22 protein-coding genes are annotated in these 23,775 nt (G+C 67.8%); 11 read left to right on the top strand and 11 right to left on the bottom strand.

Annotated elements, in window-relative coordinates:
* Positions 1-35: 35 nt before the first annotated feature.
* Positions 36-1,502, top strand: coding sequence for a CCA tRNA nucleotidyltransferase (locus tag ACZ5VC_RS14495; protein WP_469120383.1), 1,467 nt, complete (start codon positions 36-38; stop codon positions 1,500-1,502).
* 87 nt (positions 1,503-1,589) lie between these two features.
* Here the strand turns inward: ACZ5VC_RS14495 and ACZ5VC_RS14490 are convergent, their stop codons facing one another.
* From ACZ5VC_RS14490 to ACZ5VC_RS14480, 3 genes are all read right to left on the bottom strand, one after another.
* Positions 1,590-2,867 carry an MFS transporter gene (locus ACZ5VC_RS14490; protein ID WP_469120382.1) on the bottom strand — a complete coding sequence of 426 codons (1,278 nt, stop codon included), beginning with the start codon at positions 2,865-2,867 and terminating at the stop codon, positions 1,590-1,592.
* Positions 2,868-2,981: 114 nt separating this feature from the next.
* Complete coding sequence (locus ACZ5VC_RS14485; RefSeq protein WP_468708931.1) at positions 2,982-4,064, bottom strand: inositol-3-phosphate synthase; 1,083 nt, start codon at positions 4,062-4,064, stop codon at positions 2,982-2,984.
* Between the two features lie 50 nt (positions 4,065-4,114).
* The gene (locus tag ACZ5VC_RS14480) at positions 4,115-4,795 is read right to left on the bottom strand and encodes a PadR family transcriptional regulator (protein ID WP_468708930.1); all 681 of its coding nucleotides are present in this window, start codon (positions 4,793-4,795) and stop codon (positions 4,115-4,117) included.
* Between the two features lie 370 nt (positions 4,796-5,165).
* Between ACZ5VC_RS14480 and ACZ5VC_RS14475 the strand changes: the two genes are divergently transcribed.
* Together ACZ5VC_RS14475 and ACZ5VC_RS14470 are read left to right on the top strand one after the other, a co-directional pair.
* On the top strand, positions 5,166-7,910 hold the full coding sequence (locus ACZ5VC_RS14475; RefSeq protein WP_469120381.1) for a transglycosylase domain-containing protein: 2,745 nt from the start codon (positions 5,166-5,168) through the stop codon (positions 7,908-7,910).
* Positions 7,911-8,019: 109 nt separating this feature from the next.
* Positions 8,020-9,507: a glycosyltransferase family 87 protein gene (locus tag ACZ5VC_RS14470; protein WP_469120380.1), complete on the top strand. Its 1,488-nt coding sequence runs from the start codon at positions 8,020-8,022 to the stop codon at positions 9,505-9,507.
* On the opposite strand, the gene ACZ5VC_RS14465 is transcribed toward ACZ5VC_RS14470, so the two are convergent.
* From ACZ5VC_RS14465 to ACZ5VC_RS14455, 3 genes are all read right to left on the bottom strand, one after another.
* Positions 9,504-10,535 carry an alanine racemase gene (locus tag ACZ5VC_RS14465; RefSeq protein ID WP_469120379.1) on the bottom strand — a complete coding sequence of 344 codons (1,032 nt, stop codon included), beginning with the start codon at positions 10,533-10,535 and terminating at the stop codon, positions 9,504-9,506. The genes ACZ5VC_RS14470 and ACZ5VC_RS14465 overlap by 4 nt on opposite strands.
* Before the next feature lie 71 nt (positions 10,536-10,606).
* Complete coding sequence (locus ACZ5VC_RS14460; protein WP_469120378.1) at positions 10,607-11,725, bottom strand: lipid II:glycine glycyltransferase FemX; 1,119 nt, start codon at positions 11,723-11,725, stop codon at positions 10,607-10,609.
* A 119-nt stretch (positions 11,726-11,844) separates the two neighbouring features.
* Positions 11,845-12,159 carry a hypothetical protein gene (locus ACZ5VC_RS14455; RefSeq protein WP_469120377.1) on the bottom strand — a complete coding sequence of 105 codons (315 nt, stop codon included), beginning with the start codon at positions 12,157-12,159 and terminating at the stop codon, positions 11,845-11,847.
* Between the two features lie 272 nt (positions 12,160-12,431).
* Between ACZ5VC_RS14455 and rpsF the strand changes: the two genes are divergently transcribed.
* From rpsF to rplI, 4 genes are all read left to right on the top strand, one after another.
* On the top strand, positions 12,432-12,722 hold the full coding sequence (rpsF, locus tag ACZ5VC_RS14450) for a 30S ribosomal protein S6 (RefSeq protein WP_004950685.1): 291 nt from the start codon (positions 12,432-12,434) through the stop codon (positions 12,720-12,722).
* Positions 12,723-12,796: 74 nt separating this feature from the next.
* Complete coding sequence (locus ACZ5VC_RS14445) at positions 12,797-13,378, top strand: single-stranded DNA-binding protein (RefSeq protein WP_469120376.1); 582 nt, start codon at positions 12,797-12,799, stop codon at positions 13,376-13,378.
* Positions 13,379-13,421: 43 nt separating this feature from the next.
* Complete coding sequence (gene rpsR / locus ACZ5VC_RS14440) at positions 13,422-13,658, top strand: 30S ribosomal protein S18 (RefSeq protein ID WP_005315025.1); 237 nt, start codon at positions 13,422-13,424, stop codon at positions 13,656-13,658.
* Between the two features lie 18 nt (positions 13,659-13,676).
* Positions 13,677-14,123, top strand: coding sequence for a 50S ribosomal protein L9 (gene rplI, locus ACZ5VC_RS14435; protein ID WP_315894947.1), 447 nt, complete (start codon positions 13,677-13,679; stop codon positions 14,121-14,123).
* A gap of 112 nt (positions 14,124-14,235) precedes the next feature.
* On the opposite strand, the gene ACZ5VC_RS14430 is transcribed toward rplI, so the two are convergent.
* Positions 14,236-15,573 carry an MATE family efflux transporter gene (locus ACZ5VC_RS14430; protein ID WP_469120375.1) on the bottom strand — a complete coding sequence of 446 codons (1,338 nt, stop codon included), beginning with the start codon at positions 15,571-15,573 and terminating at the stop codon, positions 14,236-14,238.
* 423 nt (positions 15,574-15,996) lie between these two features.
* Here ACZ5VC_RS14430 and dnaB point away from each other — a divergent pair, with 423 nt between their 5' ends.
* A complete protein-coding gene (gene dnaB / locus ACZ5VC_RS14425) occupies positions 15,997-17,484 on the top strand; it encodes a replicative DNA helicase (RefSeq protein WP_468708916.1) in 1,488 nt (495 codons plus the stop codon).
* A gap of 121 nt (positions 17,485-17,605) precedes the next feature.
* Here dnaB and ACZ5VC_RS14420 read toward each other — a convergent pair whose 3' ends face one another.
* Positions 17,606-18,319 carry an endonuclease/exonuclease/phosphatase family protein gene (locus tag ACZ5VC_RS14420; protein ID WP_469120374.1) on the bottom strand — a complete coding sequence of 238 codons (714 nt, stop codon included), beginning with the start codon at positions 18,317-18,319 and terminating at the stop codon, positions 17,606-17,608.
* A 312-nt stretch (positions 18,320-18,631) separates the two neighbouring features.
* Between ACZ5VC_RS14420 and ACZ5VC_RS14415 the strand changes: the two genes are divergently transcribed.
* Positions 18,632-20,008: a serine hydrolase domain-containing protein gene (locus tag ACZ5VC_RS14415; protein WP_469120373.1), complete on the top strand. Its 1,377-nt coding sequence runs from the start codon at positions 18,632-18,634 to the stop codon at positions 20,006-20,008.
* A 101-nt stretch (positions 20,009-20,109) separates the two neighbouring features.
* Here the strand turns inward: ACZ5VC_RS14415 and ACZ5VC_RS14410 are convergent, their stop codons facing one another.
* The gene (locus ACZ5VC_RS14410) at positions 20,110-20,562 is read right to left on the bottom strand and encodes a GNAT family N-acetyltransferase (RefSeq protein WP_469120372.1); all 453 of its coding nucleotides are present in this window, start codon (positions 20,560-20,562) and stop codon (positions 20,110-20,112) included.
* A 23-nt stretch (positions 20,563-20,585) separates the two neighbouring features.
* Positions 20,586-21,044: a MarR family winged helix-turn-helix transcriptional regulator gene (locus ACZ5VC_RS14405; protein WP_469120371.1), complete on the bottom strand. Its 459-nt coding sequence runs from the start codon at positions 21,042-21,044 to the stop codon at positions 20,586-20,588.
* Between the two features lie 140 nt (positions 21,045-21,184).
* On the opposite strand from ACZ5VC_RS14405, the gene ACZ5VC_RS14400 reads away from it, so the two are divergent.
* Together ACZ5VC_RS14400 and ACZ5VC_RS14395 are read left to right on the top strand one after the other, a co-directional pair.
* Positions 21,185-22,399, top strand: a complete 1,215-nt coding sequence (locus ACZ5VC_RS14400; protein WP_469120370.1) for an MFS transporter — start codon at positions 21,185-21,187, stop codon at positions 22,397-22,399.
* 50 nt (positions 22,400-22,449) lie between these two features.
* Positions 22,450-22,881 (top strand): GlcG/HbpS family heme-binding protein, encoded by a 432-nt coding sequence (locus ACZ5VC_RS14395; protein WP_469120369.1) that lies wholly within the window; start codon positions 22,450-22,452, stop codon positions 22,879-22,881.
* Positions 22,882-22,885: 4 nt separating this feature from the next.
* Here ACZ5VC_RS14395 and ACZ5VC_RS14390 read toward each other — a convergent pair whose 3' ends face one another.
* Positions 22,886-23,773, bottom strand: a complete 888-nt coding sequence (locus ACZ5VC_RS14390; protein WP_469120368.1) for a GNAT family N-acetyltransferase — start codon at positions 23,771-23,773, stop codon at positions 22,886-22,888.
* Positions 23,774-23,775: the final 2 nt, after the last annotated feature.

The raw sequence follows: 23,775 nt of genomic DNA, 5'->3' as shown, positions 1-23,775 counted from the left end.
GCCCCGGCGGGCCGGGGCACGTACCCTTTTCTGTTGTGCCGAACGCCAACGAAGACAACCTCACCGCACTGAGCCAGGTGCAACGCCGCGCGGTCAGTGAGCTGCTGCGTGTGTCCCCTGTCGCCGACGACCTCGCCCGCCGCTTTCAGGAGGCGGGGTTCAGCCTTGCCCTGGTCGGTGGCTCGGTACGGGACGCCCTTCTCGGACGGCTCGGCAACGACCTCGACTTCACTACCGACGCCCGTCCCGAGGACGTACTCAAGATCGTCCGCCCATGGGCCGACGCGGTGTGGGAAGTCGGAATCGCCTTCGGCACTGTGGGCTGCCAGAAGAACGCCCTCGTCGACGGCGTCGAGCAGCGCTTCGAGATCGAGGTCACGACGTACCGCTCGGAGGCGTACGACCGGACGTCGCGGAAGCCCGAGGTGTCCTACGGCGACTCCATCGAGCAGGACCTGGTCCGGCGTGACTTCACCGTCAATGCGATGGCCGTCGCGCTCCCGGAGAAGGAGTTCATCGATCCGCACGGTGGTCTCGAGGACCTGGCCGCGCGAGTGCTGCGTACCCCGGGCACCCCGGAGGAGTCCTTTTCCGACGACCCGCTGCGCATGATGCGTGCGGCGCGATTCGCCGCTCAGCTCGACTTCACGGTGGCCCCCGAGGTCGTCGCCGCCATGAAGGCCATGTCCGAGCGGATCGACATTGTTTCCGCCGAGCGCGTGCGCGATGAGTTCAACAAGCTGATCCTCTCCGCCCACCCACGGGAGGGGCTGGCGCTGTTCGTGGACAGCGGTCTGGCCGAGCGCGTTCTTCCCGAGCTGCCGGCCCTGCGGCTGGAGAGCGATGAGCACCACCGGCACAAGGATGTGTACGAGCACTCGCTGATCGTCCTGGAACAGGCCATCGACCTCGAAGAGGACGGTCCCGACCTGGTGCTGCGGCTTGCCGCCCTCTTCCACGACATCGGCAAGCCCCGCACGCGGCGGTTCGAGAGTGATGGCAGGGTCTCCTTCCACCACCACGAGGTGGTGGGCGCCAAGATGACCAAGAAGCGCATGACCGCTCTCAAGTACTCCAACGAGATGGTCAAGGACGTCTCGCGGCTGGTGGAGCTGCATTTGCGCTTCCACGGCTACGGGACCGGGGAATGGACCGACTCCGCCGTGCGCCGCTATGTGCGGGACGCCGGGCCGCTGCTGTCGCGGCTGCACAAGCTGACCCGCTCGGACTGCACCACGCGGAACAAGCGCAAGGCCAACGCTCTCTCCCGTGCCTACGACGGGCTGGAGGAGCGCATCGCGCAGCTCCAGGAGCAGGAGGAGCTGGACGCGATCCGACCCGACCTGGACGGCAACCAGATTCAGGAGATCCTCGGAATCGGACCTGGGCCGGCCATCGGCAAGGCGTACAAGTTCCTGCTGGAACTGCGTCTGGAGCATGGCCCGATGGGACACGATGCCGCTGTCGCCGCGCTGAAGGAGTGGTGGGCGGCGCAGAGCTGATCCCGGCGGTCATGTTTCACGTGAAACATGACCGCGAGGGAACGCGGGGCGTTGTTTCACGTGAAACAACGCCCCGCGGCATGTCACTCACGGCCGTCGAGCCGCGCCGTCCTGCCGCTTCCAGCGCGCGAGCAGGACGGCGACGGCGGCATAGAGCACGGCCACCATGACGAGGAGGGGGGCCGACCGGCCGTCCCCCGGCAGCATCACTGCCGCTACCCCGGCCGCGCCGACAAAGGCGACGTTGAACAGCACGTCGTAGAGCGAAAAGACACGTCCCCGATAGGCGTCGTCCACCGATCTCTGCACCACCGTGTCCGTGGCGATCTTCGTTCCCTGGGTAGCGAGCGCCAGGGCGAAGGCGGCGATCAGCATGGGCACAGGAGCGAACGGCAACCCCAGCGCCGGCGCCAGAACAGCGGCGGTGGTGGCGCAGACGGAGATCCAGCCGAAGGGCCCGAGTCGTCCCACGGACCAGGGCGAGAGCACCGCCGCCATGAAGAAGCCGGCTCCCGAGACTCCGACGGCCAGCCCGAGCAGGGCCAGCCCGTCCGACTCCGTGGATGCCCAGAAGTACCGGCAGAGCATCAGGACCATCACCGAGAGCGCGCCGTAGCAGAACCGCATCAGCGTCATCGCCGCCAGCACACGGGCCGCCGACTGCCTCTTCCTCAGGTGACGCAGACCGGCGACCAGCCCGCGAGCAGTGGAGGCCAGCGCGTCCTTGACGCGGGCCTGCACCAATTCTGGCTCCGGCCCCAGCAGTTCACGGGGAATGCGCAGGGATGAGAGTGCCGCGCCGAGATAGAGCAGGGCGCCCAGCAGAACCACCACGGCGTTCGAGTCCGAGGCCGCCAGCCGTACCGCGAAGGCGAGCCCACCACCCGCTGTCGCGGCGATCGTCCCTGCCGTGGGTGAGAGGGAGTTGGCCATCACCAGACGTTCCGCGTCGACCACACGCGGCAGCGCGGCCGACAGGCCTGCCAGGACGAACCGATTGACCGCTGTGACGGAGAGCGCGGAGGCATAGAAGAGCCAGTCGGGCACGGAGGCGAGGACCAGCACGGCCGTGCCGCAGGCGAGCAGGGCGCGCAGCAGGTTCCCGTAGAGAAAGACCTGCCGTCGCTGCCAACGGTCCAGCAGCACACCGGCGAAGGGGCCGACCAGGGAGTAGGGAAGCAGCAGGACGGCCATCGCCGAGGCGATGGCCGCGGGCGAAGTCTGCTTCTCGGGGGAGAAGACGACGTACGTGGCGAGCGCGACCTGGTAGACACCGTCGGCGCACTGCGACAGCAGGCGTACGGCGAGCAGGCGGCGGAAATTCGTCAGGCGCAGGAGTACGCGCAGATCACGTACGACGGGCATGTGGGCAAGCGTCACACACGGAGAGGGCCCCCGGGAGCATTTGTCCCGGGGGCCCTCTCGGAGCAGGAAGGCTGCGGGTGGAGTCTCACCACGCGCGCCGTCGCTGTCTTGTGCTCAGCGCTCGACCTCGCCCTTGATGAACTTCTCGACGTTCTCGTAGGCCTCGTCGTCGAAGTACTGCACCGGCGGGGACTTCATGAAGTACGAGGAAGCGGAGAGGATCGGGCCGCCGATGCCCCGGTCCTTGGCGATCTTCGCGGCACGCAGGGCGTCGATGATGACACCCGCGGAGTTCGGGGAGTCCCAGACCTCGAGCTTGTACTCCAGGTTCAGCGGGACGTCGCCGAACGCACGGCCCTCGAGCCGGACGTACGCCCACTTGCGGTCGTCCAGCCAGGCCACGTAGTCCGACGGGCCGATGTGGACGTTCTTGGCGCCCATGTCGCGGTCCGGGATCTGCGAGGTGACGGCCTGCGTCTTGGAGATCTTCTTGGACTCCAGGCGCTCGCGCTCGAGCATGTTCTTGAAGTCCATGTTGCCGCCGACGTTCAGCTGCATGGTGCGCTCCAGGCGGACACCACGGTCCTCGAAGAGCTTCGCCATGACGCGGTGCGTGATGGTGGCGCCGACCTGGGACTTGATGTCATCGCCGACGATCGGGACGCCCGCCTCGGTGAACTTGTCCGCCCACTCCTTGGTGCCGGCGATGAAGACCGGGAGGGCGTTGACGAACGCGACCTTGGCGTCGATGGCGCACTGCGCGTAGAACTTCGCAGCGTCCTCGGAACCGACGGGCAGGTAGCAGATCAGAACGTCGACCTGCTTGTCCTTGAGGACCTTGACGACGTCGACCGGGGCCTCGGGGGACTCCTCGATCGTCTCCTGGTAGTACTTGCCCAGGCCGTCGAGGGTGTGGCCGCGCTGAACGGTCACGCCCGAGTTGGGCACGTCGCAGATCTTGATGGTGTTGTTCTCGCTGGCGCCGATGGCGTCCGCGAGGTCGAGGCCGACCTTCTTCGCGTCGACATCGAAGGCGGCGACGAACTCGATGTCCCGGACGTGGTAGTCGCCGAACTGGACGTGCATCAGACCCGGCACCTTGCTCGCCGGGTCGGCGTCCTTGTAGTACTCGACGCCCTGCACCAGCGAGGCGGCGCAGTTGCCCACGCCTACGATGGCTACGCGAACCGAACCCATTCCGGTTGCTCCCTGTGTGATCTCGTCGAAGCCCTGCACGTCGCAGGGCCTCACTTGGCGGTGTCGTCGGACGGATCCGGCCGGGTACTGCCCCCGTGCCGGGGCAGGCCGCCCGTTTCTCCAGATGTGCTGTCCTGCTGAGCGGCGCTCTCGGGACCGGATCGCTGATCCCGCCCCGCCCGCTCGCTCTCGATGAGCTCGTTCAGCCAGCGCACTTCGCGCTCCACGGACTCCATACCGTGGCGCTGCAGCTCAAGCGTGTAGTCGTCCAGCCGCTCGCGCGTACGGGCGAGAGAAGCGCGCATCTTCTCCAGGCGCTCCTCCAGCCGGCTACGGCGGCCTTCCAGCACGCGCATCCGCACTTCGCGCTCCGTCTGCCCGAAGAAGGCGAAACGTGCCGCGAAGTGCTCGTCCTCCCAGGCGTCCGGGCCGGCGTGGGTGAGGAGCTCCTCGAAATGCTCCTTACCTTCCGCCGTCAACCGGTAGACGATCTTCGCTCGCCGTCCTGCGAGTGAAGCGGCGAGGGCCTCCTCCGGTGCGCTGCCCGGTTCCTCGATCAACCAGCCGTTTGCGACCAGCGTCTTGAGGCAGGGGTACAGGGTCCCGTAACTGAAGGCCCTGAAGATCCCGAGCGAGGTGTTGAGCCTTTTCCGCAGCTCGTACCCGTGCATCGGGGCCTCGCGGAGCAGCCCGAGGACGGCGAACTCAAGGATCCCTGAGCGCCTGCTCATGCCTCGCCTCCTCTGCCGTCCTGGGCTCTTATGCCGTGCTGATGTATCGACTCGATACATCCCGACGATAGAACGACCGTCCTGCTGCGACAAGAGGGGCAGTAGTGACCGGCGTCACATCGCCAATTCGGAGCAATCGACTTGCCTGATTTGGGTTGAACTTCGGCCCTAGGAGGGTTTTGACCGTGCGTAGTCTGTGCGGCATGCAGTCCACCGGGAACCATGCGACGGCAGGGGACGTCAGTGCTCTCGGTGCCATGGCTGCACCGCGGATGAGCCCGTCCCAGGGCTGGTCCGTATGTATTTCGGGGGGACCGGAACTCAACTGCCGTTTCCAGGCGTACGCGCCTGCCCGAGGAGTAGTCGTTCGATGAGCGAGCACCGTCGCAAACAGCCGCCGCAGCCGCAGGGCGGCGGACGTGCCGCGGCCAGGCGCGCCGCCCAGCAGCCCCAGGGCCGCAGGTCGGCGCAGGCCCAGGGAGCCGGTACCGGATCCCCCTCCGAGCCGTACGGTGAGGACCGTCTTTACCAAGGCCGTGCCGAGGCGCGGCGTGCCGCCCAGCGCGGTGGGCGCAGGCGTGCGCCCGAAGGGGGCGGCGCGGGCGGCGGCCCGGGCGGCGGACGGCGCGGCGGCGGTGGGTACGACGGTGGTCCCGGACGGGGCCGCGGTGGCCGGCCTCCGGGCCGCAAGCGGATGATCGACTATCCGCGCTACGGCAAGTACGGCTGGCGCCGCTGGGTGCCCTCGTGGAAGCTCACCACGGGCCTGTTCCTCGCCTTCTGCGGCAGCCTCATGGGCGCCGCGACGATCGCGTACGCCATGGTCGGAATCCCCAACGAGGACGATGCCGCCAAGGCGCAGAACAACGTGTACTACTGGGCTGACGGTAAGGAGATGGCCGCCACCGGCGGTGAGGTCAACCGGCAGATCATTCCGATCGAGAAGATCCCGCTCGCCATGCAGGAAGCGGTGATCTCGGCCGAGAACAAGACGTTCCGCGATGACTCGGGCATCGACCCGATGGGTATCGGTCGCGCGCTGTTCAACATGGCCCGCGGTCAGGAGACCCAGGGCGGCTCGACGATCACCCAGCAGTACGTGAAGAACAACCGGCTCGCCGACCAGTCGCAGACCCTGAGCCGAAAGTTCAAAGAGCTCTTCATCTCCATCAAGGTCGGCACCGAACTGGACAAGCCCGAGATCATGGCGGGCTATCTGAACACCGCCTACTACGGGCGGGGCGCCTACGGTATCCAGGCCGCGGCCCGCACCTACTACGGCAAGGACGCGGAGGCGCTGTCGCCGAGCCAGTGCGCGTTCCTCGCAGCGCTGCTCAAGGGCGCCACGTACTACGACCCGGCCGGCGCGCCGGAGATCGACCCCAAGGCCAACAAGACGGACAACACGATCCGCGCGACGAAGCGCTGGAAGTGGATCCTCGACGAGATGGTCAAGGACGGGCACCTCCCCGCCGCCGAGCGCGCGGCCATCACGACGTTCCCCATGCCCAAGAAGCCGGAGAAGAACGCGAAGCTCGGCGGGCAGGTCGGCTATCTGGTGAGCCTGGCCAAGGCCTACTTCATCAACAACAACGACAAGGGCATCGACGAGAAGGCGCTGGCCCAGGGCGGCTTCGAGATCCACACGACCTTCAAGAAGGACAAGGTCGACGCCCTCCAGAAGGCCGTCAACAAGGTCTACCACGCCCACATCGACCCCAAGAAGCGCCCGGACGTGGACACCCATGTCCAGTTCGGCGGCGCCTCGGTGGACCCGAGGACAGGCGCGATCGTCGCCATCTACGGCGGCACCGACGCGACCAAGCACTTCACCAACAACGCGGACCAGACCGGTGCCCAGGTGGGGTCGACGTTCAAGCCGTTCGTCCTGGCCGCGGCGATGCGGGACGGCGTCCGCGACCCCCAGGGACCTCGCGTGCAAAGCCGGGAAGAGCGGACCATCCTCGACCCGGACAAGAGCCGGTACAGCGGCAAGAACAAGCTCAAGATCAAGAACTATGACGGCTCGACCTGGCAGAACGAGAAGGGAGAGGAGTGGCTGCAGACCAACGACGACAACGCGAGCTACAAGGACATGAACCTGCGCGAAGCGATGATCCGTTCCGCCAACTCCCCCTTCGTGCAGCTCGGCATGGACGTCGGCATCGACAAGGTGCGTCAAGCGGCCGTGGACGCCGGGTTGCTCAAGGACTCGCTGGTCAAGTCCGACGTGCCGTCCTTCTCGATCGGTATCTCCGACCCCAGCGCCATCCGCATGGCCGGCTCCTACGCGACCTTCGCCGCCAACGGGGAGCAGCGCGACCCGTACTCCGTGAAGGAGGTCAAGGAGGGCGGGAAGACGGTCTACAAGCACGAGGACAAGACCGAGCAGGCCTTCACCTCCGCTGTCGCGAGCAATGTGACGGACGTGCTGAGGGACGTCGTGGAGAACCCCAAGGGCACCGGCCGCAAGGCAGCCATCCCCGGCCGTGACGTCGCCGGCAAGACCGGTACCACCGACGGCAACAAGTCCGCCTGGTTCGTCGGCTACACCCCGCAGCTGTCGACCGCCATCGACATGTACCGGTTCGACGACGACGCCGACAGCAAGAACCGCGGGTTCCTGGAGATGTTCGGCACGGGTGCCCAGCCCAAGATCCACGGTTCGTCGTTCCCGTCCCAGATCTGGCACGACTACATGACGGACGCGCTCGCGAGCGAGAAGATCATCAGGTTCCCCGAGCCGGAGGACCTGGAGGACGCCAAGGCCATCTTCCGCGGAGTACCCAGCCCGAAGCCGACACCGTCCATCACCCCGTCGCAGACGCCCTCGCAGACGCCGTCGACCAAGCCGTCGACGACCCCGTCCACCACGCCCGACCCGGACAACTCCTGTGGCGTGTGGGACTGGGACTGCAACAACAAGGGTGGCAATGACAATGGCGGCAACGACACCGGAGGCAACGACACCGGAGGGACCGCCGACGGCGGCACCACCGGAGGCGTGACCACCAGCCCCTCACCGCCGACCGGTGGCAGTACCGGCGGTAACGGCAACGGCGGTAAGAGCCAGGGCACCACCACGGGGTGGCTCGGCGGAACCGGCAGCCAATAGCGCTCCCCCGCGCCCCCCAGGGCCGCCGCATCCGGTACGTACGCTCCGTACGTACTCCGGAGCGGCGGCCCTCGCCGTTTCCACAGCGCCGTACGGCAGGATGTCTCCCATGCCGAGCCCACAGAAGACGAGCCCGCCCCAGGACAGGCCGGTCGTGCGTCCCACCCGGCGGGACGACGTGGCCACCGCGGGCAGCGAACTCATCGGTGGCCCCATCGGCCGCTGGGCGCGGCTGGGCGGCAGCGCACTCACACCCGTGCGCGTCATCGCGCTCGTGGCGATCGGGATGTTCGCGCTCGGCATGGTGCAGAAGATCCCCTGCTACGACTGGGCCTGGTTCCGCGGCACCAGCTCGCAGTACACACACGCCTGTTACTCGGACATCCCGCACCTCTTCATCGGCCGCGGCTTCGCCGATGGGCTGGTCCCCTACTTCGACCGGCTCTCCGGTGACATGGAGTACCTCGAGTACCCCGTCCTCACGGGTCTCTTCATGGAGGTCGCCTCCTGGCTGACCCCCGGCGGCGGCGACCTCCAGCACCGCGAGCAGCTGTACTGGATGGTCAACGCGGGCATGTTGCTGATCTGCACGGCCGTCATGGCGGTCTGTGTCGCCCGTACGCACCGGAACCGGCCCTGGGACGCGCTGCTGGTCGCCCTCGCGCCGGCCCTCGCACTCACCGCCACGATCAACTGGGACCTGCTGGCCGTGGGCCTGACGGCCGCCGCCATGCTGATGTGGTCCCGCGGCCGGTCGCTGGCCTTCGGCATCCTCATCGGGCTCGCCACCGCCGCCAAGCTCTATCCGGTGCTGCTTCTCGGGCCACTGCTGCTGCTGTGCTGGCGGGCCTGGAAGTGGCGCGAGTTCGGGGCCGCGCTGCTGGGCACGGCCGGTGCCTGGCTGGTCGTCAATGTGCCCGTGATGCTGCTCGCGCCCGAGGGCTGGAAGAAGTTCTACACCTTCAGCCAGGAACGCAATGTGGACTTCGGCTCGTTCTGGCTGATCATCACTCAGCGCACCGGGCAGCCCATCGCACCCGAGACCGCGAACACGTACGCCATCGTCCTGATGATCCTCGCCTGCGCGGGGATCGCCGCCCTGGCCCTCACCGCCCCGCGGCGGCCGCGCTTCGCCCAGCTCGCGTTCCTCGTCGTGGCGGCGTTCATCCTCACCAACAAGGTCTATTCGCCGCAGTACGTACTGTGGCTCATCCCGCTCGCGGCCCTCGCCAGGCCGCGCTGGCGGGACTTCCTGATCTGGCAGGCGTGCGAGGTCATGTACTTCCTGGGCATCTGGATGTACCTCGCCTTCACGACCAGCGGGAACAAGCAGGGGCTGCCGACCGACGGCTACCAGTTCGCGATCGTCCTGCATCTGGTCGGCACGCTGTACGTGTGCGCGGTGGTCGTACGCGACATCCTCATGCCCGAACGGGACGGCGTACGCCAGGACGGGTCCGACGACCCGTCCGGAGGCGCCCTGGACGGCGCGGAGGACGTCTTCGTACTCGGACAGGCCGCGCACCCGCCGCGGCACGCCGTACACGCCGTGGAAGGGCCCCGTGTGGAGGGGGCGTCGTACGCGAATAGGGGTTAGCGCTCCACGAGCCGGTCGAACTGCGTCGTGGTGTGCCGCAGATAGGCCACCAACTCGTCCCCGACCTTGGGCTCCTGCGCGTCCGAGGGAACGAACAGGATCGACACCTGCATGTGCGGGGGCTCGGCGAACCAGCGCTGCTTGCCCGCCCAGACGAACGGGGAAAGGTTCCTGTTGACCGTCGCCAGTCCGGCGCGGGCCACACCCTTGGCGCGGGGCATCACCCCGTGCAGGGCCTTCGGAGCCTCCAGCCCCACGCCGTGGGACGTACCGCCGGCGACGACCACCAGCCAGCCGTCCGAGGCGGTCTTCTGCTGGCGGTAGCCGAAGCGGTCCCCCTTGGCGACGCGGGTCACGTCCAGGACGGCCCCCCGGTACTCGGTCGCCTCGTGGTCGCCCAGCCACAGGCGGGTGCCGATCCGGGCCCGGAAGCGGGTCTGCGGGAACTGCTGCTGGAGCCGTGCCTGCTCGTCGGCGCGCAGGTGGCTCACGAACATGGTGTGCAGCGGAAGCCGTGCGGCCCGCAGCCGGTCCATCCAGCCGATGACCTCCTCCACCGCGTCGGAACCGTCCGTGCGGTCCAGCGGCAGATGCAGGGCGAAGCCCTCGAGCCGGACGTCCTCGATGGCCGCCTGGAGCTGCCCCAGATCCTGCTCGCTGACGCCGTGGCGTTTCATCGAGCTCATGCACTCGATGACGACGCGCGCGCCGACCAGGGCGTGCACGCCGTCGACCGACGACACGGAACGGATCACCCGGTCCGGCAGCGGCACCGGCTCCTCGCCCCGCCGGAAGGGGGTCAGGACCAGCAGATCACCGCTGAACCAGTCCTTGATCCGGGCCGCCTCGTAGGTGGTGCCGACGGCGAGCATGTCCGAACCGAAGCGCGCCGCCTCCTCCGCGAGCCGCTCGTGACCGAACCCGTAGCCGTTGCCCTTGCAGACCGGCACCAGGCCGGGGAACTGGTCGATCACGGTCTTCTGGTGCGCCCGCCAGCGAGCGGTGTCGACGTAAAGGGAGAGCGCCATGGCCGGCCCGGAACCTTTCTGGTGGCTGCGGTGTATCAGAGGTATGGACGAAACCTATGCGAGCGGAGCGGTCAGCGCCGCGACATGTAGATGTCGAGGGCCTTGTGCAGCAGCTTGTTCAGCGGGAAGTCCCACTCGCCGACGTATTCGACGGCCTCGCCGCCCGTACCGACCTTGAACTGGATCAGACCGAAGAGGTGGTCCGTCTCGTCCAGGGAGTCCGAGATGCCGCGCAGGTCGTAGACGGTCGCGCCCATCGCATAGGCATCGCGCAGCATCCGCCACTGCATCGCGTTCGAGGGCCGGACCTCGCGCCCGATGTTGTCCGACGCGCCGTAGGAGTACCAGACGTGGCCGCCGACGACGAGCATCGTGGCCGCGGACAGGTTCACGCCGTTGTGCCGTGCGAAGTACAACCGCATGCGGTTGGGGTCCTCGCTGTTGAGGACCGTCCACATGCGCTGGAAGTACGAGAGAGGGCGGGGCCGGAAGTGGTCGCGCACCGCGGTGATCTCGTACAGCCGCTGCCATTCGGCGAGGTCCTCGTAGCCACCCTGCACGACCTCGACACCGGCCTTCTCGGCCTTCTTGATGTTCCGGCGCCACAGCTGGTTGAAGCCCTTGAGGACATCGTCCAGGGAGCGGTTGGCCAGCGGCACCTGGAAGACGTAGCGGGGTTGCACGTCGCCGAAGCCGGCGCCGCCGTCCTCGCCCTGCTGCCAGCCCATCTTCCGGAGCCGGTCGGCCACTTCGAAGGCACGCGGCTCGATGTGCGTCGCCTCGACGTCGCGCAGGCGCTTCACATCCGGGTCCTGGATACCCGACTTGATCGCCCCGGAGTCCCAGCGCCGGATCACCACCGGCGGGCCCATCTTCACCGAGAAGGCGCCCTGCTGCTTGAGGTGGGCGAGCATCGGCTGAAGCCAGTCCTCCAGGTTGGGCGCGTACCAGTTGATGACCGGGCCCTCGGGGAGATAGGCCAGGTAGCGCTTGATCTTCGGCAGCTGGCGGTAGAGCACCAGGCCCGCGCCCACCAGTTCACCGCTCTTGTCGAACCAGCCCAGGCTCTCCGAACGCCACTCGGTCTTCACATCAGCCCATGCCGGGACCTGGCAATGGCTCGCCGCGGGCAGAGTCTGGATGTACGCCAGATGCTGCTCACGGCTGATGGTCCTCAGGGTCAGGCTCATGCGGGGCGCTCCTCGGCAGGTGTGTCCCCATGGATACAGGGGCTCCGGCTCTCGCGCCGAAGCCTACTGCGAACCGAGGAGCGCCCCGATGGGCCGCTTGCGAGCCTCTCGCTCCGGGCCTAGCCCAGAACGCCGCCGAACAGACCGCCGTGCGCCATCCCGAGGAAGAACCCGATGGCGGAGGCGCCCAGCCCGACGATCAGCGCGAACCGCTCTCGCGTGGTCACCGAGATGAACTGCCCGTACGCGCCGGCGATGATGCCGAGGAGTCCCGCCCAGGAGCTGAGCAGGTGGAGGTGGTGGAACATCGCCGAGACGAAGGCGACGGCACCCAACACCAGCGCGACACCGACCAGGGTGTCCTGGAGCGGATGGGGCTTGCCGTCGGTGGCGAGGAGGGAGACGGAGGAGCGAGATCGCATTGCCTGTGCCATGGGGCACCTCCTGGCTTTGCCGGAGGGCGGCGCATCGTAGCGCCACCCGCATCCGATGTGTACAGATTGCGGCCCCCGGCCACCGGATTTCAACCGGAAGCCTGTGTGCAGGTAGTCTGTACGGTCTGCACCGGTGTCTGCCCATGCCCAGAACGGAAGCCCTCACTCGCTGAGGGGGACTGTCAGTGGTGGCGGATACCGTTGCTTACGCATCACGACCCTCCTGCCACGGAACGACCGTGGCCGCTGAGTCCAAAGGAGGTGGGTTCCACATGCGTCACTACGAGGTGATGGTCATCCTCGACCCCGATCTCGAGGAGCGCGCAGTCTCCCCGCTGATCGAGAACTTCCTCTCCGTCGTCCGTGAGGGCAACGGAAAGGTTGAGAAGGTCGACACCTGGGGCCGTCGTCGTCTCGCTTACGAGATCAAGAAGAAGCCCGAGGGCATCTACTCGGTCATCGACCTGCAGGCCGAGCCTGCGGTCGTCAAGGAGCTCGACCGCCAGATGAACCTGAACGAGTCGGTCCTCCGGACCAAGGTCCTCCGCCCCGAGACCCACTGAGCGCCTAGCTCAGAGGTCATCGGGTTCGAGTAGCAGCAAGCAGCCAGAAGCAATCCCGCCGAGAGGTTCACCCAATGGCAGGCGAGACCGTCATCACGGTCGTCGGCAATCTTGTCGACGACCCCGAGCTGCGCTTCACCCCGTCCGGTGCGGCGGTCGCGAAGTTCCGTATCGCGTCCACTCCCCGCACCTTCGACCGCCAGACCAATGAGTGGAAGGACGGCGAGAGCCTCTTCCTCACCTGCTCGGTCTGGCGTCAGGCGGCGGAGAACGTCGCCGAGTCGCTTCAGCGAGGCATGCGCGTCGTCGTGCAGGGCCGGCTGAAGCAGCGGTCCTACGAGGACCGCGAGGGCGTCAAGCGCACGGTCTACGAGCTGGACGTCGAGGAAGTCGGCCCCAGCCTCAAGAACGCCACGGCCAAGGTCACCAAGACCACCGGTCGCGGCGGCCAGGGTGGCTACGGCGGCGGTCAGCAGCAGGGCGGCGGCAACTGGGGTGGAAGCCCCAGTGGTGGTCAGCAGGCCGGCGGCGGTGCACCCGCCGACGACCCGTGGGCGACCAGCGCGCCGGCCGGCGGCGGCCAGCCGCAGAGCGGCGGGGGCAACTGGGGCGGAAGCTCCAGTGGCGGCGGCTACTCGGACGAGCCCCCCTTCTAGGGGAGCTCGTACCCCCACTTCTTGATCACACAGGAGATACACCATGGCGAAGCCGCCTGTGCGCAAGCCGAAGAAGAAGGTCTGCGCATTCTGCAAGGACAAGACCGCGTACGTGGACTACAAGGACACGAACATGCTGCGGAAGTTCATTTCCGACCGCGGCAAGATCCGTGCCCGCCGCGTGACCGGCAACTGCACGCAGCACCAGCGTGACGTCGCCACGGCCGTCAAGAACAGCCGTGAGATGGCGCTGCTGCCCTACACGTCCACCGCGCGATAAGGGAAGGGTGACCGAAAAATGAAGATCATCCTCACCCACGAGGTCTCCGGCCTCGGTGCCGCTGGCGACGTTGTCGACGTCAAGGACGGCTACGCTCGCAACTACCTGGTCCCGCGTGGTTTCGCGATCCGCTGGACCAAGGGTGGCGAGAAGGACGTGGCGCAGATCCGCCGCGCCCGCAAGATCCACGAGATCGCGACCATCGAGCAGGCCAACGAGATCAAGGCCCAGCTCGAGGGCGTCAAGGTGCGTCTGGCCGTTCGCTCCGGCGACGCCGGCCGTCTCTTCGGCTCCGTGACCCCGGCCGACATCGCCACGGCGATCAAGTCCGCGGGTGGCCCCGACGTCGACAAGCGTCGCGTCGAGCTCGGTTCGCCGATCAAGACCCTGGGCTCGCACCAGGTGTCCGTGCGTCTGCACCCCGAGGTTGCCGCGAAGCTCGGCGTCGAGGTCGTCGCCGCGTAACGCTGTCCTCAGCAGAGGAGTAAGAAGGGCCGTACCCACGGGTGCGGCCCTTCTCGCATGTTCACAAGCTGTCTGTTTCACGTGAAACCGCCTGTTTCACGTGAAACCTCGCTCAGCGTGTGGCGCCCGTGACGATCCAGCGGCCCGAGCGGGAGCGCAGCCAGAGCGTCAGCAGGCGGACGGTCATCATCAGCGTCATGGCCCACCAGAGCGCGGTAAGTCCGCCGCCCAGCGGGGGGATGAGCAGCGCCACCGGGGCGAAGACGGCCAGGGTCAGCAGCATGGCCCATGCCAGGTAGCGTCCGTCGCCCGCGCCCATTAGGACACCGTCCAGCACGAATACCACGCCGGCGATCGGCTGGGAGAGGGCGACCACAAGCAGCGCGGGGAGGAGAGTGTCCTGCACCGTCCCGTCGCTGGTGAACAGCGGGATGAAGAGTGGTCGGGCGACGACGATCAGGACCCCGAGCACCACACCGGAGGCCACGCCCCACTGCACCATGCGGCGGCAGACCTGCTTGGCTCCGTCTGCGTCCTCCGCGCCGAGATAGCGGCCGATGATGGCCTGCCCGGCGATGGCGATCGCGTCGAGGGCGAACGCCATCAGACTCCACAGAGACAGGATGATCTGGTGAGCCGCGACTTCGGCATCTCCGAGACGTGCCGCGACCGCAGTGGCGATCAGCAAGACCGCGCGGAGCGACAGCGTACGAACCAGAAGGGGGACGCCCGCCTGGGCACTGGCGCGTATGCCGGCCGCGTCGGGGCGCAGGGACGCCTGGTGGCGTCGGGCGCCGCGGATGACGACCACGAGATAGGCGACGGCCATGCCGCACTGGGCGATCACCGTGCCCCAGGCCGAGCCGGCTATGCCGAGGCCCGCTCCGTAAACCAGTCCGACGTTGAGCGCTCCGTTGGCGGCGAAGCCGGCGACGGCGACGTACAGCGGTGTACGGGTGTCCTGGAGGCCCCGTAGAACACCGGTCGCTGCGAGGACGATCAGCATCGCGGGGATGCCGAGACTGGATATCCGTAGATAGGTCACGGCGTACGGAGCGGCGGTGTCGGAGGCGCCGAAGAGGCCGATCAGCCAGGGGGCGGTGGGGAGAGTGACGGCGACGACCGCGGCGCCGAGCAGAAGAGCCAGCCAGATGCCATCCATTCCCTGTCTGATGGCCGCCGCGAGGTCACCGGCTCCCACGCGACGCGCGACGGCGGCCGTCGTGGCATAGGCGAGAAAGACGAAGACGCTCACCGCGGTGGACAGCAGCGCGGCCGCAACCGCAAGACCGGCAAGCTGAGGAGTGCCGAGATGGCCGACGATGGCGCTGTCGACCATGAGGAAGAGAGGCTCGGCGACGAGCGCACCGAAGGCCGGCAGGGCGAGCGAGATGATCTCGCGGTCGTGTCGGCGGCGGGCGGCCTTGGGCGTCGGGGGAGCCTGTGTCATGCGCTCAATCTAATCTTCCACAGGTAAGAGATGCAATGGCGAAGTGGTCCTTACGCCCGGTGTGTGCGAGGCTTCGGCTGTGCGCCGTTTGTTCTGATCTTGGCCTGGCGGGGAAAGTTTTTCTCCCCCACAGCCGGTGGACGGAAAAACACCAGGTCAGTCTAGGTGGGCGGGGACGGCTATGAGTTTGTCCACATGACTGTCCCCCGGTCCGTGCACAGGTTCCGCGCGGTTCTCCACAGCATCCCGTCCACCATCCACAGGGCCTGTGGATAACCAGATTGGCTGACGGTGCCCGCGGGCCTACCGTGGACCGGCGCCCCACGCCCCAAAAGCGGAGTAGAGCCTCTCGTTTGTCAGAGCCGTGGCGTAAGAAAGAGTCGCACGGTGAGGTCCGCGGAGCGGACGGGAGGAGGTGGCTTGGTGAGCATTCCCGAGCCCTTGGACGACCCCTGGGCCGACAGCGGTCCAGGTGACCGTCTGCCCGCCCGTCAGCGAACCGGCGAGGGTCGCGGCCGGGGGCGAGGCCGGGACGACCAGCATGACAGGGGCAGCGAGAGCGGACCGTGGGACAGCGGATCGGCCGGCTTCGAGCGGGTGCCCCCGCAGGACCTCGACGCCGAGCAGTCCGTGCTCGGCGGCATGCTCCTCTCCAAGGACGCCATCGCGGACGTCGTGGAGATCATCAAGGGCCATGACTTCTACCGTCCGGCGCACGAGACGGTCTTCACCGCGATTCTCGACCTGTACGCCAAGGGCGAGCCGGCCGACCCCATCACGGTGGGTGCGGAGCTGACCAAACGCGGCGAGATCACCCGGGTCGGCGGCGCTTCGTATCTCCACACCCTCGTCCAGTCGGTGCCGACGGCGGCGAACGCGTCGTACTACGCGGAGATCGTCCATGAGAGGGCGGTGCTGCGGCGCCTGGTGGAGGCCGGCACCAAGATCACGCAGATGGGATACGCCGCCGACGGCGACGTCGACGAGATCGTGAACTCGGCGCAGGCGGAGATTTACGCGGTCACCGAGCAGCGCACCAGCGAGGACTATCTGCCGCTCGGCGACATCATGGAGGGCGCGCTCGACGAGATCGAGGCGATCGGCTCCCGCAGCGGTGAGATGACGGGTGTGCCGACCGGCTTCACCGACTTCGACTCGCTGACCAACGGTCTGCACCCGGGCCAGATGATCGTGATCGCGGCCCGCCCCGCCATGGGTAAGTCGACGCTGGCGCTGGACTTCGCCCGGGCGTGCTCGATCAAGAACAATCTGCCGAGCGTGATCTTCTCCCTCGAAATGGGCCGCAACGAGATCGCGATGCGCCTGCTGTCGGCGGAGGCCCGCGTGGCGCTCCACCACATGCGTTCGGGGACGATGACGGACGAGGACTGGACGCGGCTGGCGCGTCGGATGCCGGATGTCTCGCAGGCCCCGCTCTACATCGACGATTCGCCCAACCTGTCGATGATGGAGATCCGTGCCAAGTGCCGCCGCCTCAAGCAGCGGAACAATCTGAAGCTGGTGGTCATCGACTATCTCCAGCTGATGCAGTCCGGCGGTTCGAAGCGTGCCGAGAGCCGCCAGCAGGAAGTCTCGGACATGTCGCGAAACCTCAAGCTGCTGGCGAAGGAGCTGGAGCTTCCGGTGATCGCGCTGTCCCAGCTGAACCGTGGCCCGGAACAGCGCACGGACAAGAAGCCGATGGTCTCCGACCTCCGTGAGTCCGGCTCCATCGAGCAGGACGCGGACATGGTGATCCTGCTGCACCGTGAAGACGCGTACGAGAAGGAGTCCCCGCGCGCGGGCGAGGCGGACCTGATCGTGGCGAAGCACCGAAACGGCCCCACGGCGACGATCACGGTGGCCTTTCAGGGCCACTACTCCCGTTTCGTGGACATGGCCCAGACCTGATCATGAGCGGGGCCAGCGTGTAGGGTCCCAGATTTTGCGGCACAATCTCAGATTCGATCGCACAACGGTGGCACTTATGCCGTCGTCGTGAGACTCGCTGCCCAGGGGCGGGGCCGGTAGCTCACATGGTGACGGTCGCGCGGACCAGATTGTGGTCGGAGAGGCCCTCCGTGCTCTCGACCGTTGCGTTGCTGACAACAGCGCCCCGCACGACCACGTGGTCGATCCACTGCGACTTCGAGCCTGACGTGCTCGGCCGTGTCGGCAGGGCGTCCGGCGGGAGGTCCGCGACGGTGAAGCCCGTACCCAGAGCCGACGTTACGGTGGCACGGTCGGTGTTGAAGTCCCCGAGGAGTACTGCTGCGTATCCCGGGGGAGAGGCAGCCAGTTCGGCCAGGCGTGCCAGCTGGCGCGTGTGCCGCTGATCGCCGCTCACGTGCGTGGCGACTATCAGCGTTCCGGCGGCCTCGACGGCGAGCGCGCCCTTCCCCGGGTCGTCCTCGAAGGACTCGGCAGTGACCTCCCGGCTCGGTCCGTCGACCAGGAGCACGAGGTACTCCTCGGGGTCGCGCAGCGAGCAGGTGCCGTGGCGCGGTGCCGGGACGCGCGGGTACCTCAACGCGTGGATGGTCCGGCCGGTCAGCGCAACTCGGAGGCTGGCCAGTTGGTCACCGCTGACCTCCTGCAGGGCGATGACGTGCTCGTCTCGTCCCGCCAGCAACGCCGTGACCGCGGCGATCCGCTCCGACTCGTCCGGGCAACGCCTCAGGACGTCCTCGCCCCAGTTCTCGGCGTGGACGCGGTGTAGAACGTTCCAGCTGGCAACCGTGATCATGCGTCGTGATGTTAGACGACAATGTCCGAGCCGTGGTCTGGTTCGACAACTGAGCGGCACGGACCATGAGCCCATCGGCTGCCTGTCGAGGAAATGCCACGGATCTGAGACTCAGGCCGCATGACACGGCGTGAGAAAGCGCGAGAACACCCAGCTCACAGCCTCGGCGCACGCTCCGCAGAGATTGAGAGCCTACAAGCGGTCCTCTCAGGTAGGTGAAGGCAGCCGCGCGCCCCTCGCGCCTGCTGCGGGATCGCGGGTGTCGCGCGAAAAGCGGTCGACGGAAGAGGGGCGTGCCGATAGATCTTGTCCATGACCTCACCCTTCGAAGCACTTCTGCCCAGCACGGAACGGGCCCTTCTGCACCGCGTCGCCACCGCCCAGAGCGATGGTCGTGCTCCCTCGGTCGTCGGAGCGGTGGCCAGGGACGGGCGCACCGTCTGGTCGGGAGCGCGCAGTTGTGTGGACGGCCATGCGCCGGATGCCGACACGCAGTACCGGATCGGCTCCATCACCAAGACGTTCACCGCCGTTCTCGTCATGCGGCTGCGTGACGAGGGGCTGCTGGATCTCGGTGATCCGTTGGAGAAGCATCTGCCGGGGACGGGCGTCGGTGAGGTGACCGTCGCTCAACTCCTGGGGCACAGCGCTGGGTTGGCTGCAGAGACGCCTGCTCCTTGGTGGGAGCGGACCCCGGGAACGCTGCGGCCCGAACTTGCCGATGTGCTCGGGGAACGGCCCCTTGTACATCCCGTGGGGCGCCGCCACCACTACTCCAATCCCGGTTACACGCTGCTCGGTTCGCTCGTCGAGGCAGTGCGAGGAGTGTCCTGGGAGGAGGCGTTGCGGGCCGAGATCCTGGAGCCGCTCGGTCTGAGCCGGACGAGTGCGCAGCCGGTGGCCCCTCATGCCGGTGGTTGGGCCGTACACCCGTGGGCCGATGTGATGCTGCCGGAGCCGACCGAGGACCTGGGACTGATGGCCCCGGCGGGCCAGTTGTGGTCGACGGCAGAGGACCTCTGCCGGTTCGCCCTGTTCCTTGCGGAGGGGGACGATCGCGTTCTGAGCGCTCAGTCAGTTCGGGAGATGCGGACGCCGTCGACGCCGTCCGAACCGGGGGACTGGGACGCCGCGTACGGTTTCGGTCTGCAGATCGTCCGGGTGAAGGGGCGCACGCTGATCGGGCACACCGGTTCGTTGCCGGGCTTCGTGGCGGGCCTTTGGGTGAGCGTGGAGGACGGGGTGGCGGCTGTCGCACTCGCCAATGCGACCTCAGGGCCGCTGACCGGGGCCATCGCCGCCGATCTCGTAGGGATCGTGGCGGATGCGGAGCCCCGCTTCCCGGAGCCGTGGCGCCCGCTCCCGGCCGTGGACAAGGACCTGTTGGAGCTCACCGGGCCCTGGTACTGGGGGACATACGCCTATGGCCTGAGGCTGACAGGCGAGGGAGGCCTGGCGCTGGAGCCCCTGCGGGGCAACGGTCGCCGTGCGCGTTTCCAGGCGCGCCCGGATGGCACTTGGGAAGGGTTGAACGGCTACTACGCGGGCGAGACGCTCTCGGTGGTGCGGGGGGAGGACGGATCGGTGACTCATCTCGACCTGGCGTCTTTCGTCTTCACGCGTGAGTCGTACGAGCAGGGGGGCGCCACGCCCGGCGGAGTGGACGAGGGAGGTTGGCGCGGCCTCTAGACGCCTGGAGATCGATGTTTCACGTGAAACCGGGCGCCGAGCACTTCCTCGGCGCCCGGGGCGCTCATTGGGCCCTCAGTTGCCAGGGAAAGCGCGGAGGGTCAGAGAGCGAGCTTGAAACCCACATGCGACGCCACGAAACCGAGCCGCTCGTAGAAGCGGCGGGCGTCGGTGCGAGTGGCGTCGGACGTCAGCTGAACGAGCCGGCAGTTCTGCCGCCGGGACTCGGCGACAGCCCACTCGATCAGCTCGGTTCCCAGGCCCCCGCCGCGCTCGTCGGCATGGATGCGAACTCCCTCGATGAGTCCCCGCGTGGAACCACGGTGGGACAGCCCGGGAATGATCGTCAATTGCAGCGTGCCGACGACCCGCTCTTGTCGTACGGCAACGACCAGATACTGGTTCGGGTCCTGCTCCAGTCGCTTGAAGGCGCTGGTGTACGGGGAGAGGTCGTCCGGCGACTCACGCGTGGCGCCCAGGGGGTCGTCGGCCAGCATGGCCACGATCGCAGGGATGTCGCTCGAGGCTGCGGGCCTGATGTCAAGATCACTCATGCTCCGCAGGCTACGCCGCAGCGTTATGCCGGGACATGGAGCTCTTCGACGACCTTGACCAGGGGCGCCAGCTCCGGGTTCTGCGCGGCCGCGTCCAAGGCCTCTCGAAGAGCGGCGTCATTGGTGGGCCGCGCCTGCGCGAGCAGTGCCAGGCCGGCCTCTGTGACGTCGGTGTAGATGCCGCGCCGGTCCGTGTCGCACAGGTAGCGGGTGAGCAGACCCCGGTCCTCGAGGCGGGTGACCAGGCGCGTCGTGGCGCTCTGGCTGAGGACGACGGCGTCCGCCACCTGCTTCATCTGGAGGTGCCCGCCGGGACCGCTGTGCTGGCGGCTGAGGACATCCAGAAGGGAGTACTCACGCATGCTCAGACCGTGCGCGGCCTCCAGTGCCCGCTCGATGTGAGCCTCGATCTTCCCGTGGAGAAGAGAGAGCGCGCACCACCCCTGCGAGAGGGCGGTGAGTGCCGGGTCGGTCGCTGTCATGGTCTCTCCTCTGTCCCGGAGCGGCTTGTCACCCAGGATAGAGGACGGGCGCAATAGCCCGCGCTTGCAATTAATCGGCGTCTGCAACTATTGTGAACGCCTGTAAGGCGCAGGCGCAATCTTCTGGGAAGGTGAAACCCATGCCACTCGCGCTCCTCGCTCTCGCCATCGGGGCATTCGGTATCGGAACCACCGAGTTCGTGATCATGGGGCTGCTCCCCGAGGTTGCCGACTCGTTCCAGGTCTCCATTCCGACCGCCGGCTACCTGGTCACCGGGTACGCCCTCGGTGTCGTCCTCGGTGCTCCGCTGATGACCGTGCTCGGCACGCGGGTCTCCCGCAAGCGGATGCTCATGCTGCTGATGGGCCTGTTCATCGCGGGCAATGTGCTCTCCGCCGTCGCCCCGTCCTTCGGGCTGATGCTGGCGGGCCGGGTCGTCGCCTCGCTCGCTCACGGCGCGTTCTTCGGTATCGGCTCCGTCGTAGCCGCCGACCTGGTCGCACCCGAGAAGAAGGCCGGCGCCATCGCGATGATGTTCACCGGTCTGACCGTGGCCAATGTCGTCGGAGTACCGCTGGGCACCTTCATCGGCCAGAGCGCCGGGTGGCGGGCCACGTTCCTCATCGTCGCCGGACTGGGCGTTCTCGGCCTCGCGGGCGTCGCCAAGCTGATCCCCGAGCAGCCCAAGCCGGAGGGGGTCCGCCTCCGCCATGAGCTGGCCGCGTTCAAGAACATCCAGGTGCTGCTGGCGATGGCCATGACCGTGCTGGGCTTCGGCGGAGTGTTCGCCGCGATCACCTACATCACGCCGATGATGACCGAGGCCGCCGGTTTCGCCGACTCGTCCGTCACCTGGCTGCTGGTCCTCTTCGGGCTGGGCATGGTCGGCGGCAACCTGATCGGCGGCAAGTTCGCCGACCGGGCGCTCATGCCGCTGCTCTACGTGTCCCTCGGCGCGCTCGCGCTCGTACTGGGTCTGTTCACGGTCACAGCCCACAACCAGATCGCCGCAGCCGTCACCATCGTGCTCATCGGCGCTCTGGGCTTCGCCACCGTGCCGCCGCTCCAGAAGCGCGTCCTCGACCAGGCCTCCGGCGCCCCCACGCTTGCCTCCGCCGTCAACATCGGCGCCTTCAATCTCGGCAACGCGCTCGCCGCCTGGCTCGGCGGCATGGTCATCGCCGCCGGCCTCGGCATCACGGCCCCGAACTGGGTGGGCGCGGCGCTCGCCGTCTCGGCCCTGGCCCTCGCCGTCCTGTCCAGCGCGCTGGAGCGCCGCGACGCCCGACGAGACAGCCGGATCGTGGCCGGTTCGGCCTCGGTCCCGGCGGCCGTGGCCGCCGCCCGGCGCTGACCCGGCCGCTTCCCCTCACCACGCTGAACCGCACGCACCACGGAGTTCTCATGAGCAGCACCGCCCCTACCGCCGTTGCCCCGCTGACCACCCAGGACGCCGAGGCCCTCGTCGAGGCAGCCCGAACCGCCGCCGAAGCAGACGGGGTCACCGTCGCCATTTCCGTCCTGGACGCGGGCGGTCATCTGCTGGCGTTCCGCCGCGACGACCGGGCCGTGCTCATCGCGGGCGAGACGAGTACCCGCAAGGCGTTCACCGCTCTTCAGCTGAACGCGACCACCGCGGACCTGGTCGACCTGGTCCAGCCCGGCGGCCTCTTCCACACACTGCCGACGGCCCTCGACCGCCCGCTCCTGTTCATCGCCGGCGGCGTACCGGTCCACCGCGACGGCTGTCTGATCGGTGCCCTCGGTGTCGGTGGCGGCGCCCCGCATCAGGACCACGGCTTCGCCGCGGCCGCGGTGGAATCACTCGCCTGGTGAACCGTCAGCCCGCCGCCACCGTCAAGGGGGCGAAGCGGCGGGTCCAGTCCCCGGGGAGACCGGGAATCGCATAGGTCATCACCGCGTTGAAGGCGATCGGCTCCAGGCCGTTCGCCTTCAACCATGTCAGCAAGTCTTCATGGCGGACGTCGACATCGGTCCGCATTGGCCGATCGGTGTTCTCGGCCAGGGAGGCCACCAGAGCCTGCGCCGTGGCCGCATCGCGTGCGATCAGTGGACCGACGACATGGGTGTCCATGTTGGGCCATGCCGCCGTGTAGCCGACGATCTCGCCGTGCTCCTCCGCCACGCGGAGCTGGTCGGCGAAGGCAGGGAGGCGAGCGATCATATGCGTCCGGTCGAGGCCGAAGACTTCCGCGTCCAGGCGCAGGATGGCCGGGAGGTCCTCCGCGCTCGCCGGGCGCGTGGGGATGGCGGGGGCCGGTACAGCGAAGCCGAAGTGACCACAGACCATCTCGGCCCGCCCCGTCACTGTGAAGCCCAGCTCCTCGTAGAGCGGGCGGCCGGCCGGGGTGGCGTGGAGGGTGAGAGGGATGTCGCCCGACTGGACCACGACATGCCTCATCAGTCGCCGTCCGATGCCCTGGCGTGCGTAGCGCTCGGCGACCAGGACCATGCCCACGGCGCCGAGGCCGAGGTCGGCGCCGGCGCCCGTACCCGCCCCGTAGGACGTGACCACGCACGCGGTGACGAGACCCTTGCCCGACGGGTCGTCGATGCCGTAGCCGGTGCCGGCAGCGAGAAGCAGTCCCCACTTGTGCTCTTCGCGCGACCATCCGCGGTCTTCGGAGAGGTCGGCGCAGGCGGTGAGGTCGTCCAGGGACAGACGCCTGATCGGAAGCTCGTATACGGCGGGAGGGGGTGTCGGCATGA

The organism is Streptomyces sp. NPDC033174, from assembly GCF_055577795.1.
The sequence above is the reverse complement of the archived record's forward strand: the minus strand, read 5'-3'. Positions and strand labels throughout refer to the sequence as shown.

What these genes read in the sequence shown, in the direction of transcription:
- ACZ5VC_RS14490 (WP_469120382.1), bottom strand. Translation starts at nt 2,867, where the DNA reads ATGCCCGTCGTACGTGATCTGCGCGTACTCCTGCGCCTGACGAATTTC.
- ACZ5VC_RS14485 (WP_468708931.1), bottom strand. Translation starts at nt 4,064, where the DNA reads ATGGGTTCGGTTCGCGTAGCCATCGTAGGCGTGGGCAACTGCGCCGCC.
- ACZ5VC_RS14480 (WP_468708930.1), bottom strand. Translation starts at nt 4,795, where the DNA reads ATGAGCAGGCGCTCAGGGATCCTTGAGTTCGCCGTCCTCGGGCTGCTC.
- ACZ5VC_RS14475 (WP_469120381.1), top strand. Translation starts at nt 5,166, where the DNA reads ATGAGCGAGCACCGTCGCAAACAGCCGCCGCAGCCGCAGGGCGGCGGA.
- ACZ5VC_RS14470 (WP_469120380.1), top strand. Translation starts at nt 8,020, where the DNA reads ATGCCGAGCCCACAGAAGACGAGCCCGCCCCAGGACAGGCCGGTCGTG.
- ACZ5VC_RS14465 (WP_469120379.1), bottom strand. Translation starts at nt 10,535, where the DNA reads ATGGCGCTCTCCCTTTACGTCGACACCGCTCGCTGGCGGGCGCACCAG.
- ACZ5VC_RS14460 (WP_469120378.1), bottom strand. Translation starts at nt 11,725, where the DNA reads ATGAGCCTGACCCTGAGGACCATCAGCCGTGAGCAGCATCTGGCGTAC.
- ACZ5VC_RS14455 (WP_469120377.1), bottom strand. Translation starts at nt 12,159, where the DNA reads ATGGCACAGGCAATGCGATCTCGCTCCTCCGTCTCCCTCCTCGCCACC.
- rpsF (WP_004950685.1), top strand. Translation starts at nt 12,432, where the DNA reads ATGCGTCACTACGAGGTGATGGTCATCCTCGACCCCGATCTCGAGGAG.
- ACZ5VC_RS14445 (WP_469120376.1), top strand. Translation starts at nt 12,797, where the DNA reads ATGGCAGGCGAGACCGTCATCACGGTCGTCGGCAATCTTGTCGACGAC.
- rpsR (WP_005315025.1), top strand. Translation starts at nt 13,422, where the DNA reads ATGGCGAAGCCGCCTGTGCGCAAGCCGAAGAAGAAGGTCTGCGCATTC.
- rplI (WP_315894947.1), top strand. Translation starts at nt 13,677, where the DNA reads ATGAAGATCATCCTCACCCACGAGGTCTCCGGCCTCGGTGCCGCTGGC.
- ACZ5VC_RS14430 (WP_469120375.1), bottom strand. Translation starts at nt 15,573, where the DNA reads ATGACACAGGCTCCCCCGACGCCCAAGGCCGCCCGCCGCCGACACGAC.
- ACZ5VC_RS14420 (WP_469120374.1), bottom strand. Translation starts at nt 18,319, where the DNA reads ATGATCACGGTTGCCAGCTGGAACGTTCTACACCGCGTCCACGCCGAG.
- ACZ5VC_RS14415 (WP_469120373.1), top strand. Translation starts at nt 18,632, where the DNA reads ATGACCTCACCCTTCGAAGCACTTCTGCCCAGCACGGAACGGGCCCTT.
- ACZ5VC_RS14410 (WP_469120372.1), bottom strand. Translation starts at nt 20,562, where the DNA reads ATGAGTGATCTTGACATCAGGCCCGCAGCCTCGAGCGACATCCCTGCG.
- ACZ5VC_RS14405 (WP_469120371.1), bottom strand. Translation starts at nt 21,044, where the DNA reads ATGACAGCGACCGACCCGGCACTCACCGCCCTCTCGCAGGGGTGGTGC.
- ACZ5VC_RS14400 (WP_469120370.1), top strand. Translation starts at nt 21,185, where the DNA reads ATGCCACTCGCGCTCCTCGCTCTCGCCATCGGGGCATTCGGTATCGGA.
- ACZ5VC_RS14395 (WP_469120369.1), top strand. Translation starts at nt 22,450, where the DNA reads ATGAGCAGCACCGCCCCTACCGCCGTTGCCCCGCTGACCACCCAGGAC.
- ACZ5VC_RS14390 (WP_469120368.1), bottom strand. Translation starts at nt 23,773, where the DNA reads ATGCCGACACCCCCTCCCGCCGTATACGAGCTTCCGATCAGGCGTCTG.